The organism is Pseudoalteromonas luteoviolacea, from assembly GCF_001750165.1.
GTDB classification, from domain to species: Bacteria; Pseudomonadota; Gammaproteobacteria; order Enterobacterales; family Alteromonadaceae; genus Pseudoalteromonas; species Pseudoalteromonas luteoviolacea_G.
Genome location: NZ_CP015412.1, coordinates 743,089 through 755,805 on the forward strand (window position 1 = coordinate 743,089; position 12,717 = coordinate 755,805).

Here is a 12,717-nt window from a genome sequence, read left to right on the forward strand (position 1 = left end):
TTCTTTACTGCCGAGCAGGCAGCTTAGAAAAACTGGGTTTATAGTCCGACAATCACCAAAATCTTTACTGCCGAGCAGGCAGCTTAGAAAGCATGCTGAATTAGCTCATAACGTGTTGGTGACTTTACTGCCGAGCAGGCAGCTTAGAAAGCATGCTGAATTAGCTCATAACGTGTTGGTGACTTTACTGCCGAGCAGGCAGCTTAGAAACCGCGTGTTGCTTGGGCAAAGCGAAAACAGCACTTTACTGCCGAGCAGGCAGCTTAGAAAGGGATGAATCACTTGCCGTTCCAAACCTAAATCTTTACTGCCGAGCAGGCAGCTTAGAAAGTATAAGCGCGCAATGTCTAGCGCGCTCAATTCTTTACTGCCGTACAGGCAGCTTAGAAAGATGGTGGCCAAAGGCATTGCGATGGTCGGCACTTTACTGCCGTACAGGCAGCTTAGAAATGATGTGGGCAGCACCACACAAGGCACTTGGCCTTTACTGCCGTACAGGCAGCTTAGAAATAAAAATAGACCCGATCTACAGATTTTTAGAGCTTTACTGCCGTACAGGCAGCTTAGAAATATTTCTGGGGCGTCATGCACGCTTTGGATGACTTTACTGCCGTACAGGCAGCTTAGAAAGTGATGAACAAATTAAGGGGCTTTTAAACTTGCTTTACTGCCGTCCAGGCAGCTTAGAAATTCTTAAATCATGATAACGCAAGTCTTCAATCCTTTACTGCCGTACAGGCAGCTTAGAAAGCTGCACGCGTTCATGTTGATAATGGCGCGAACTTTACTGCCGTACAGGCAGCTTAGAAAATCACCAACTACTATGAAGCGCGCCAAATGGCCTTTACTGCCGTACAGGCAGCTTAGAAACAGCGCTTTACTTATGCCAGTGAATGCGCTGTCTTTACTGCCGTACAGGCAGCTTAGAAAGCTATTACTAGATGTTCTCAAATCAAACAGCTCTTTACTGCCGTACAGGCAGCTTAGAAAATTCTCGAACTAACTCAATCCAACCTTCAGTACTTTACTGCTGTACAGGCAGCTTAGAAAATAATGTGACTAAGCTTGGAAAAGCTATAAATCTTTACTGCCGTACAGGCAGCTTAGAAAAGTTCAACCAAGAAAAAGCGCAAGCGTTCGCACTTCACTGCCGTACAGGCAGCTTAGAAAATCATGGCCCGTGCCTATCTTCATTCTATTTTCTTTACTGCCGTACAGGCAGCTTAGAAATACAAAACACGGCAAAGATAATCTACTCCGAGCTTTACTGCCGTACAGGCAGCTTAGAAATGCATAAACGTGTCCCGTTTGTGATTGAGTTACTTTACTGCCGTACAGGCAGCTTAGAAATAACAGAGCAGACGAACTTATACAGCAAATGACTTTACTGCCGTACAGGCAGCTTAGAAATATGCACGTATTTGCACAACGTATGCAAAACGCTTTACTGCCGTACAGGCAGCTTAGAAAAGTAACAAGCAAAGTATTAAGCACTTAGATGCCTTTACTGCCGTACAGGCAGCTTAGAAATGAATATAAATGGTCAAGAGGAATAGCAAGAGCTTTACTGCCGTACAGGCAGCTTAGAAATTTGGCAATTATTGCCTCAACGATATTAGCCTCTTTACTGCCGAGCAGGCAGCTTAGAAACGTGCAGCATTCAAAACACTGATGACATACCGACTTTACTGCCGAGCAGGCAGCTTAGGTGATGAGTGACCGAAACGAAGTTTCGCAGCTCGAAGAAGTGAGGTCATGGATGACCGATGTAACCAAGCTTCATGGATGGATTTCAACTCTGTACTAGCTTTGTACATTCCTTCACTACCCTACAGGCAGTTTAACGTATTCGTACAGAATTGTTAGGCCTAACGAAGAGCTGCTTATGCAAAGCAGTAAAACTGGATCCTGATTTTCATCAGGATGACGGCGCGTAGAGAGGCGTTGTTAAAGCCGCTTTAGTCATGAATGTTCGATGTAACCAAGCTCCGTAGATGGATGTCAGCTCCGTGCTACCTACACTCACTTACAATGCCATATAAGCACGTACCCACAAGTCTACACTTTCTCACCCCCGTCATTCCGAGCTTGCCTCGGAAACCATTGGCTTTTTCGATGAGAGGCCATTAATAAAGCTTGTAAACATAATTTCTCTTTAAGCCGAGCATCATGGAAATCGAGATCGATTCTCACTGGTAGGTTTGTGAAAAATGGTATTTATTACGGTGAATACAGCCTGCAATAACACAAGAAAACTGACAGATAACAAGCCTAAGAAAAATAGAGCTATGTTTAACATTAATGTTATTAAAGCGCCAATGATTGGTGCGCCAACTATTGCAGTGAGCCAGTCTTCGATTAGCCACAAATAAAACATGCAACCAATTGTATTTAATAGGTACCATCGATTTGATGAGAGTAAGCTATAACCACGAGTGAATATCATATCAAGCAAATGATGAATGTTAACTGTTGGTAATCTACCCATTGGTTACTTAACTTATTTTTTTAGTTTATATGATTTAACTTAGCAGACAATAGCGGTTCAATGAGTAGACGAAACCAGATTTTGAGTTAGTAAAAAGATAGCGTGTTGTGGCTAATTTTTGTCGCTGATCAATGACTTCCTGTTTTTGTTTTGATACATTTATTTCACTTTGATTTAACCAAAAGTGATTTATGCAAGCTAAGGAAGAGCAATATTTTAGATACATTGAGGCGGTGTTATTTTGGCAAGGAGAGATCCAAACAGGCACTTTTCAAGATAAATTTAAACTATCAAGACCCAGTGCTCGGCGCTATCTAACAGACTTTATCAGCCGTTATCAAATTGATGCGCATTACAATGAGTCTGAAAAAGCCTATGTATTGGCAACCCCCTTTACACCTAACTATATTTCCCAAGACTTTAACGAGTATGCCAACTTAATTGGTGAGCAGTATGTTCACAACTTAAGTACCTCGACCATTGCTACTCTGCCTCTACCTCATAGAAAATTAAATCCGACCATTTTGCGTCCTATTTTAAACGCTTGCCGCCGGCAAAGTGTACTTGATATCCGTTATCAGTCGATAAAAGATGGTGGAGAAGCAGAGCGCATTATTCGCCCACATACTCTTGTGAACTCAGGCCTGCGTTATCACTTAAGAGCGTATTGCGAAGATGCAAAAGGGTTTCGAGATTTTTCATTATCTCGCATTTTATCTGCGTGCCCTGAATTCAAATGTAAGGCACAAAAGTACAAACAAGATGATGAAGCATGGCAACAGGAAGTTACGCTAACCATCATGCCAGATCCGCGTTTAAGCGACTATGCCCAGCAAGTCATTGCCCATGACTTTGATATGACGGGTAATCAAAAGCAACTGAGAACCAACGCAGCGCTGCTTAATTATTTGATCAGTATTTTACGTTTAGATGTGCAACACCCAAGCCCAGAAGCCCAGCAAATTGTGATGGACCCAGATTGCTATCGAACTCTAAGAAAGCAAAAGCTACTTTGGAACTAAACACCTGTAAAAAATTTAACTGATCAAAAGTGCAGCATTGAAGCTGCACATAGATAACAGTAGGTTATGTCTAAACCCAAAGGAAGTGGAAGACAATGGAAGACTTTAGCCCTAGCGATTTAAAAGCCATTTTGCACTCAAAACGTGCCAACTTATTTTATCTAGAATATTGCCGCGTGATGCAAAAAGATGGCCGCGTTTTATATTTGACCGAAGCCACCAAAGAGAATCTCTATTTTAATATCCCTATTGCCAACACCACGGTTATTTTGCTGGGTAATGGTACCTCGATTACACAAGCGGCGATGCGCATGCTTGCTCAAGCAGGCGTTTTAGTGGGCTTTTGTGGTGGTGGCGCAACCCCTTTATACATGGGTTGTGAAATTGAGTGGATGACACCGCAAAATGAGTATCGACCAACAGAGTACCTGCAAGGCTGGATGGGTTTCTGGTTTGATGATGAAAAGCGCTTAGATGCTGCAAAGCATTTTCAGCAGGCACGGATCGCATTTTTAAAGCAAGTTTGGCAAAAAGACCGAGACTTAAAAAATGAAGGCTTTAACTTTGACGATAAAGCTATTCAAACCGCGCTGGATACGTTTTTTACACGAACGGAAGCCGCGACAAACTCACAAGCTTTATTGCTCACAGAAGCGCAGCTCACCAAAGTGCTTTATAAATATGCGGCCAACGCCACCAATTGTGAGGGCTTTAAGCGCCAGCATCAGTCATCGAAGTCTGTAGATATAGGTAAGGCTAACGACTTTTTAAATCACGGAAATTATTTAGCATATGGCTTAGCCGCTTGCACACTTTGGGTGTTAGGTATTCCTCATGGTTTTGCGGTGATGCATGGCAAAACCCGCCGCGGAGCTTTGGTATTCGACATTGCAGATTTAATCAAAGATGCCTTAGTACTGCCGTGGGCATTTATCTGTGCCAAAGAAAACGCCACCGAGCAAGAGTTCCGCCAACAAATCCTACAAGCGTTTACCGATCACAAAGCACTGGATTATATGTTCGAACAAGTAAAGCAAGTGGCATTGCAAGATTTAAGTAAAGACCAAATTGATGAGATTGAAAATAATCAAAAAGGTGACGCTTTATGATGGTCACATTTGTATCTCAATGCGAGAAAAACGCCCTCAAGAAAACCAGGCGGGTACTTGATGCCTTTGCCAACCGCATTGGTGATAACACATGGCAAACAGTGATCACCCAAGACGGGCTCGATACTGTTAAAAAGATGCTGCGTAAAACCGCTAGCCGCAGCACTGCTGTAAGCTGTCACTGGATCAGAAGCCGTGCCCGAAGCCAGTTTTTGTGGGTTGTGGGGAATAAGAGGAAGTTTAATTTGGAGGGCGTGGTGCCGGTGAATAGAACTGAAAAAGATTTAGTCGTAAAAGAACAGTTTGCATTAAATACAGAGGTGATAGCTAATCTTGCTGCAATAGCCGGCTTTTTTCATGATGTAGGTAAGGCGAATAAACTGTTTCAAATTAAGTTGGGTGTAATAGAGCTTGAAGAGGGAAAGGAGTTCAACTTAAGCGCTAACTCAGGTAAAAAAAACTATGAACCCCTGCGTCATGAGTGGGTGTCCTTAAGGATATTCCAGGCATTTGTTGGTGAACAATGCGATCAACAATGGTTGCAAGCGTTAGCCTCTATCAATATCAATACCGCGAAAGAACTAGAGCAAGCTCTGCCTGCATACCATGATTTATTGGAAAAGAGCATTGCCAGTCCATTTGTAACATTACCTCCAATTGCCAAAATGGTGGCGTGGTTAATAGTTTCTCATCATAGATTACCTCAGTTTCCCAAATTTCTTGAAAATCAGCCATCGATTGAGAGTGTTGAGCAATGGCAATCTGTCTTTGAACCTTGCTGGAATTCACCGCAAGCAATAGATAAAGATTGGTCTCAAGAACAAATTACTGTCAATTGGCAATTTCCGTTAGGTACGCCTTTTAACAGTTCTGATTGGCAGAAAGCAGTTTCTGATGTCGCTAAACGGTCGTTACAGTGTCAAAGGTTGTTTTCCAATGATTGGCACCACAATTTATTCACTCAGCATTTAGCGCGCCTTTCCCTTATGTTGGCCGATCACGGTGAATCTTCACGTAAAGATATTACTAATAAAGACTCAGATAGAAACTATCTTGCTTATGCAAATACAGATAAAGATGAAAAAGATAAACGGTACTTAAAGCAAAAACTCGATGAACATAATATTAATGTAGGTAAGCGGGCATATCATATTGCCTGTGACTTAGCTGGATTTAAGTCGAAACTCAATACACTGGGTAAGGTTAAAGCGCTAGAAACGCCAGTAGCGAAAAAACCAAAACATATTCATGATGAATTCTCCTGGCAAGATGAAGCTGTTAAATTGGCAGCTTCTCTCAAAGAAAAAGTAGAAGATTATGGCTTCTTTGGTATTTCGATGGCCTCTACGGGAAAAGGAAAAACGCGTGCGAATGCAAAGATAATGTATGCGTTGTCTGAACCAGACGAATGCCGCTTTAATGTTGCGCTAGGACTCAGGACTTTATCAATTCAAACAGCAAAGGCATTAAGAAAGGATTTATTTTCTGAAGATGTAAAAAGTCAGCAGCAAGCGCGAGAAAAAGTTGCATTACTTGTTGGTTCGCAAGCTGTTAGGGATTTACAGCAAATCGATCTATCGCAAGATGAGAGTTCTGAGGTTGATAAAGGCAGTGAATCAGCGGAATCCTTGCTAAAAGATGAACTCGACTTATTAAGCGAAATTGATTTAGAGCAATTAGCATCATTTTCTTGGTTAAAGCATGACTCTAAAATTTTGAAGCTATTACATGCGCCTATTTTAGTAAGCACGATTGATTATCTGATCCCTGCGACAGAGGGGGTTAGAGGGGGTAGACAAATAGCTCCAATGCTGCGTTTATTAAGTTCTGATTTAGTATTAGATGAGCCTGATGATTTTAATTCAGCAGATTTCCCTGCGCTATGTCGTTTGGTTAATTGGGCTGGGATGTTGGGTAGCAAGGTGCTTATTTCAACGGCAACGATTATGCCTTGTGAAGCCGAAGCATTGTTTGAAGCCTATCAGCAGGGCAGGCTTGAATATACAAAAGCGAATGGTGATAAAAACACTCAAGGCAAGGTTTGTTGTGCTTGGTTCGATGAATGCAATAAACCAAAAAGTGAGCTAATCGATACTGTCAGCACATTTGCAACTGAGCATGAGTCATTTGTTATTGAGCGTGATAAGGCACTGGTCAAAAGTGACTTACGCTTGAGGCAAGCTAAGTTAGTTGATATAGATTCTGTAGGGATGGACAGCTATAGCGAAGCGATGGCTGCACGCATTCATCAGTCGGTTTGTGAACTGCACGTATCGCAAGCAGTGAAATTAGCAGATAAGAAAGTATCAATTGGATTAGTTCGCATGGCTAACATTAATCTTCTAGTACAGGTTGCCAAACATTTATTTACCACAGCGGCACCTCCTAATACACGTATTCATTATTGTGTTTACCATGGTCAATACCCGTTATTACAACGCACAGCTATTGAGCAAATGTTAGATAAGGCGTTGAAACGACATGATACTGAGCAATGGGCACAGGAGTCAGGGGTAACTGAACGTATTGAGAATACAGCTGAGTTAAACCATATATTCATTGTGCTTGCGACCTCTGTGGCTGAGGTAGGGCGCGATCACGATTATGATTGGGCGGTAGTTGAGCCAAGCTCAATGCGCTCGATAATACAATTAGCTGGAAGAGTACAACGCCATCGAAAACAAACACCGAAAACTCATAATATTCATGTATTATCTCAAAACTATAGAGGTTTATTAAAAAAATTGTTGTGCTTTGAGAAACCAGGCTTTGAGACAAAGTTAGTACAATATTTTTCTAAAGATCTTAATGAATTAAATACCGAGCAAGCGCTTGATAGTATTTCTGCCGCTACTCGTATATTAAAGCCTCTCCAACCTAATTTGACACATGATTCACCACCAAAATTTAAGACTTTTGTTGAACTTGAGCATACAGCGCAAAGTATTAATTTGTATGGAAGCCGAAGCTCTATTATCTATGCTGCCCGCTGGTGGCAGCATGATGTTAGTTGGTGCGGTGAAATGCAGCGCTTACAACCATTTAGGGAATCACATTTAAGTGAAGATTATTCTTTAGGATTTGCCGAAAGAACGCATCGCTATTTATGGCTAAAAAAAGAAGATGGTGTATACCCTACAGAATATAAACCCACTAAAGATATTGAGAACCCCACAGAGCCCGTTGCGATGGCTTTTAGTAATAGCCTATGGCACCAATTTGATTTATCAAAACAAGTTAAGGCATTGAGTGAAAAGCTAGGAAAGAGTGAACAGCAAACTTTAACGATTTATACCCATGTTTCGTTACAAGAGTTCGATAAAGAAAGTATTGAGCAGTGGTTTTTCCAAGCTGAATTTGGAATTTATAAGTTATTAACTAAGGATGATTGCAACAATGATAAGTAAGCAAACCTCGCAGGCGCTTGCTAAAGGGATAGAAGTCTATTTAGCAATGCGTAGAGACAAAAAGCATGAGGATTATTTAAAATCTAAACCACAGAAAAAAAAGAATGAAATAAGCAAAGGAATAAATATTCGCTTAGCGGGTATTGTGAAACGCCTGACCGACAAAAATGAAGCTGTTAAATTAGTTGAAAAAGCGAAAAAGGCTAAAGATCAAACCGCTTTGATGTTTCAACAACAGAAATATCACAACTTACTAGAATTGCTCGATGCAGATATTGTTGATTTAGAGTTGAGTGAGTTGAGAGCTGAGTATTTACAGTTCGTTAGTGAATTAGAAGCGCAGCATAAGCCTGCCAATTGGCTCGATGAATGGGCAATAAAAGCCAAAGACATTAGTTTTGCAACACATGTGGCTAAATTAACACACTCAAGTTCAAAGGGGTCGAGCATTTTAGATAGTTCGTTAAGCTCCGATAAACGTTATTTAACCACTAACTCATTAAGTGATCCTGAAATAGATACCGCTTCGTCTAATGCTGCGTCACTGCCAGTGGCGGATATTTTAAAAGTTGAGCATGACGGGTGTTCAGTTTTAGATTGTTTAAAAGTGGAGGATACTTCATTGTTTTCTGAGTTCACTGACGATAGTGAGCAAATTGTTAAATGGGTGCAGGGTTTAAAACAGGCTTACGATAGTGATGTAAAACAAAGTTACTTTTTATCTAAGCAAGTATTTTTTCCGTCTGGCGATCAAAATTACCATTTACTCCTACCTCTCATGTCTTCTTCACTGGCGCAGGCATTACACAATGAACATAAGCAGTACTTTGAAGATGAACAAACAAAAGCGAGAGAGCAGCGCAGAAACAATAAATTTAGTGAAATTCCGGTAGTGAGCTATCCAAACAAGACAAAGCTCAATATTACCGGTTCTAATCACTCTAATGCTTCATCACTAAATGGCAAGCGCGGAGGCAAGATTACACTACTTTATTCACAGCCGCCAAGCTGGCGATCGAAAGGTAAAAGCTATTGTGAATTAGACTACCAAGCACTTTATAAAGCTTTGAGTTTTTTATCTAAGAATGAATTAAGAGATTTGAATAAATATCTAAAATTATTAAAGAATAAAGAGTTAAGTGATAGCCAGCCTGCACGCGCTGCGGCAATCACCAGAAAAGTTCAGGCGATTATTTATGTCCTATTTGATGAAGTGATGTTGGCCAATACCGTTGAAGATACAAATTGGACAAAAGCAAGTAAATTTACTTTGCCTTATCAGTTAATGTTCGAACCTTATCGTGATGACGAGCAAGTTGCAGCTGAAAAACTTGCAGGTAATTGGCAAACTGTGATCAGCAAAGATTTTGCTCGCTGGTTAAACAAGCAATTGGATGAGAAGCAACTTAAGCTTGGCACAATTCATTTGGAGTTATGGGCAAAGCTATTCTCGCAAGAGTTACGTAGCTTTATTGCTATACAGGAGGTTTCAAAATGAGCCAATATTTAGTATTGAGCAAAATTGAAGTGCAAAACGCCAATGCAATTGCTGGTTTTACTTGGGGGTTTCCCGCGATAACTCAGTTTTTGGGTTTTACCCATGCCTTAAGTCGAAAAATATCAGTTAACTATCAAGGTACTTATAACACCGAATTTGTTGGTTGTATGGTTATTTCAAATAAGGTGAGTAATAAAGTTTATCAACCTAAACCTTACGCAGATTTTGAATTTTTACAGAGTAAAAACCCTCCTGTGCTTGCCAAACACAAGGCTACCTCACCGCCAATTATTGAAGAAGGAAAGCTAAATGCCACAGTAAGTTTAGTACTGGAGCTAAGTGATCCACTTTTACTGACTACAGACCAAGTTACTGAGCTTGAAAATAAAGTAAAAGCAATGTGCTTAAACATGCGAATTGCTGGTGGCAGTGTACTATCGATCGGTCAAGTCAAACTGTTCCGAGCCAACAATTCACAAGATGAAAGTAAGCAACTATCGCATATTAAACGTTTATGTATGCCGGGATTTGTATTAAAAGACCAAAGTGAATACTTAAAAAAGCAAACCGAAAAGATAGCTGTTGAAAACAATGAATCAGCACCTTTGGCCGCTTGGTTAGACTTTTCAGCTTTAAAAGTTACAGCGACTCCAGAGTTAGCAGAAGGGCAAACACTTACAAACGACCAAACAGATGCTACATGGCAGTATTTAAAAAAACCATTTGATGGCTACCTAGTTCCGATAATGGCAGGTTACAAAGCGATTGCACAGCCACTTACTAAAGAAGAAGTGATTGGCTTGCGCGTTAAGCCAGACCCTGAAGATCAGGATATAAAAGCGGTTAATTTTGTTGAAGCTGTTCATAGCGTTGCAGAATGGCTAAGCATGCACAAAGTAACGCGACTTTCTGAATATATTTGGCGTTATAACCAAGATGGTGAGTGGTATTTATGCCAACAAGAATCTAAGCCTAGTAGTGACAACAACGAACCTTCAACTAATACAGATTTAATTAATAATTTATTTTAAGGAAGAATTATGAGCACAATTAAATTACCTAGCGTTTTAGCATTTGATCGTAAATTAGAGCCTTCAGATGGCATCATGTTTTCAGGGGACTGGCAAGATATCGGTAACGATAAAAAATGGCAGCCAATCGAATTGTTTGAAAGAAGAAATCGAGCAGTAAAGAGTAATTTTACACAGGAAGTATTAGAGGACGAAGAAGCTCTACAAAAGCAAATTGCAGAGGCAAACTTATCATGGGGCGATGATGGTTCCTTAAATCATGGTCAAGATACGTTGCGTTTGAGCTTTAGTTTACGAGTGGTTGCAGGCATACAAAATCCAACGGTTTGTAACAATGTTGAATTTGAAAGTCGCTTTAATGAAGTGATAGCAGGTTATGTTCAAGATGATTTGCAAGAGCTGGCGGCTCGTTATGCCTACAATATAGCCAATGGGCGCTTTTTATGGCGCAATCGAGTCAATGCTCAACAGCTAAAGATCTTAGTTGGGACTAGTGAGTTGAGTAACAAATTGAAATTTAATGCCTATGACTTTCCGCTCTCAGGAACGACGACGAATGATAAAGATGTTGCTCAATTAGCACAGTTGATTTTGGCTGGCTTTAAAGGAGAAAAAAATACCGTGCTGAAAGTCGAAGCGTTCGCGCAATTGGGAGATGCACAAAGAGTTTGGCCTTCTCAAGAAATGGTGCTTAATTCAGCCAAAGGTGAAAAAAGTCGTCATCTATTTTCATTGAATGGAGTGCAGGGCAAAGACAACGTCGCTGCAATGCATTGTGAAAAAATAGGTAATGCATTGCGTACTATTGATGATTGGTATCCGAAATTTGAGCAAACAAACAAACCGATTGCAATTGAAGCTTATGGGTCCGTAACCCAGCGTGGGGTTGCTTATCGTTCAACCCGTAATGATTTTAAAACACTTCTATTGAAATGGTTAAGTAGCGAAACATCCTCACAATTAACAGAGCAAGACAAACATTTTGTAGTGGCTATGTTGATCCGTGGTGGCGTATTTGGTGAAGGTGAAAGTTAAGGGTAATTAAATGAACTACTACCAAGAAATCACCTTATTACCGGATGCTGAAGTGTCGCTTGGGTTTATCTGGCAAAACGTGTTTCAACAGGTGCATATTGCACTTGTTGAGCACAAGGTTGATAAAAATAAATCAGCTGTTGCTGTAGGCTTTCCGCAATATGGCAAAGCCAAATTTCCTCTGGGTTCAAAATTACGATTATTTGCTAAAGACCAAGCGCAACTTGAAAAGCTAAATATCGCTAAGTGGTTAGGTCGGCTTGAAGACTATGCACATGTTAAAGGGATAAAGCCTGTACCAGATGATGTCAGCTATGTGAGTTTCACACGAAAAAACGTTAAAAGCCCTACTAGGATTGAGAAAGATATGGAAGAGCGTGCTAAGCGGCGAGCACAAAAAAGTGGCAAAACGTTTGATGAATGCATGACAGAGCTCGCTGAGACTAAACCTGGTCCATCCGATTTGCCTTTTATCTTTTTGCATAGTCAACAGACTAAGACTCGAACACCAGACACAAATAGTAAATACCCACTCTTTATCACCATGGAAGGACGCGAGGGTAATTCACATGGCACATTTGACTGTTACGGGTTGAACGCGAAGGCAAATGATGAAAATGTATTTGGGTGCGTACCTCAGTTCTAATAAATAAAGGGTATTTTTACCCTTTATTTTTGCTCTTTAAAAATCTGCATAAAATACAACGAGTTGCGATAGGCTGTTTTTAATAAGGTAAAGCTAGGCTTTTTTACCTTAATAGTCTGTTGCATCTAGTCTTTTTTCATTTATTCTATACTTCACTGCCATACAGGCTGCTTAGAAAAAAGTGTCACGCCGTTTTATCTTACATGCCACCTTCACTGCCATACAGGCTGCTTAGAAACTAATAGCAGTGAGTTTAGAGACAGTGAAATTCTTCACTGCCATACAGGCTGCTTAGAAAGCTAGATGCTGAAATATCAAGCTATACAATGGCTTCACTGCCATACAGGCTGCTTAGAAATACGCGATAAGGCGTCTCTTATGCGAACGAGCCTTCACTGCCATACAGGCTGCTTAGAAAGTTTGCGCCAGCTGCCTGACGAGCAAATTTGCCTTCACTGCCATACAGGCTGCTTAGAAAAAT

General features: G+C 40.7%; 7 protein-coding genes and 2 CRISPR repeat arrays (2 of these 9 cut by a window edge). All 7 genes read left to right on the forward strand.

Translation table 11 applies throughout. From position 1 onward, the window contains the following. Positions 1-1,711: direct repeats of the CRISPR family, unit length 28 nt; unit sequence CTTTACTGCCGTACAGGCAGCTTAGAAA (it extends 778 nt beyond the left edge of the window). Positions 1,712-2,679: 968 nt separating this feature from the next. Continuing rightward, positions 2,680-3,510: a helix-turn-helix transcriptional regulator gene (locus tag S4054249_RS23695; RefSeq protein WP_046358582.1), complete on the forward strand. Its 831-nt coding sequence runs from the start codon at positions 2,680-2,682 to the stop codon at positions 3,508-3,510. A 95-nt stretch (positions 3,511-3,605) separates the two neighbouring features. Further along, the gene (gene cas1f / locus S4054249_RS23700) at positions 3,606-4,619 is read left to right on the forward strand and encodes a type I-F CRISPR-associated endonuclease Cas1f (RefSeq protein ID WP_046358581.1); all 1,014 of its coding nucleotides are present in this window, start codon (positions 3,606-3,608) and stop codon (positions 4,617-4,619) included. Next, positions 4,616-8,026, forward strand: a complete 3,411-nt coding sequence (gene cas3f / locus S4054249_RS23705) for a type I-F CRISPR-associated helicase Cas3f (RefSeq protein ID WP_046358580.1) — start codon at positions 4,616-4,618, stop codon at positions 8,024-8,026. Before cas1f ends, cas3f begins: the two co-directional genes overlap by 4 nt. Further along, positions 8,016-9,524, forward strand: coding sequence for a type I-F CRISPR-associated protein Csy1 (gene csy1, locus S4054249_RS23710; protein ID WP_046358579.1), 1,509 nt, complete (start codon positions 8,016-8,018; stop codon positions 9,522-9,524). Before cas3f ends, csy1 begins: the two co-directional genes overlap by 11 nt. Continuing rightward, positions 9,521-10,555 carry a type I-F CRISPR-associated protein Csy2 gene (csy2, locus tag S4054249_RS23715; RefSeq protein WP_052961188.1) on the forward strand — a complete coding sequence of 345 codons (1,035 nt, stop codon included), beginning with the start codon at positions 9,521-9,523 and terminating at the stop codon, positions 10,553-10,555. The genes csy1 and csy2 overlap by 4 nt, the downstream gene beginning before the upstream one ends. A gap of 9 nt (positions 10,556-10,564) precedes the next feature. Beyond that, positions 10,565-11,590 carry a type I-F CRISPR-associated protein Csy3 gene (gene csy3 / locus S4054249_RS23720; protein WP_046358578.1) on the forward strand — a complete coding sequence of 342 codons (1,026 nt, stop codon included), beginning with the start codon at positions 10,565-10,567 and terminating at the stop codon, positions 11,588-11,590. A 10-nt stretch (positions 11,591-11,600) separates the two neighbouring features. Next, positions 11,601-12,236: a type I-F CRISPR-associated endoribonuclease Cas6/Csy4 gene (gene cas6f, locus S4054249_RS23725; RefSeq protein WP_046358577.1), complete on the forward strand. Its 636-nt coding sequence runs from the start codon at positions 11,601-11,603 to the stop codon at positions 12,234-12,236. A gap of 150 nt (positions 12,237-12,386) precedes the next feature. Beyond that, a CRISPR array of direct repeats spans positions 12,387-12,717; the repeat unit is 28 nt; unit sequence CTTCACTGCCATACAGGCTGCTTAGAAA (it continues 1,137 nt past the right edge of the window).

What these genes read in the sequence shown, in the direction of transcription:
- csy1 (WP_046358579.1), top strand. Translation starts at nt 8,016, where the DNA reads ATGATAAGTAAGCAAACCTCGCAGGCGCTTGCTAAAGGGATAGAAGTC.
- cas3f (WP_046358580.1), top strand. Translation starts at nt 4,616, where the DNA reads ATGATGGTCACATTTGTATCTCAATGCGAGAAAAACGCCCTCAAGAAA.
- csy2 (WP_052961188.1), top strand. Translation starts at nt 9,521, where the DNA reads ATGAGCCAATATTTAGTATTGAGCAAAATTGAAGTGCAAAACGCCAAT.
- csy3 (WP_046358578.1), top strand. Translation starts at nt 10,565, where the DNA reads ATGAGCACAATTAAATTACCTAGCGTTTTAGCATTTGATCGTAAATTA.
- cas1f (WP_046358581.1), top strand. Translation starts at nt 3,606, where the DNA reads ATGGAAGACTTTAGCCCTAGCGATTTAAAAGCCATTTTGCACTCAAAA.
- cas6f (WP_046358577.1), top strand. Translation starts at nt 11,601, where the DNA reads ATGAACTACTACCAAGAAATCACCTTATTACCGGATGCTGAAGTGTCG.
- S4054249_RS23695 (WP_046358582.1), top strand. Translation starts at nt 2,680, where the DNA reads ATGCAAGCTAAGGAAGAGCAATATTTTAGATACATTGAGGCGGTGTTA.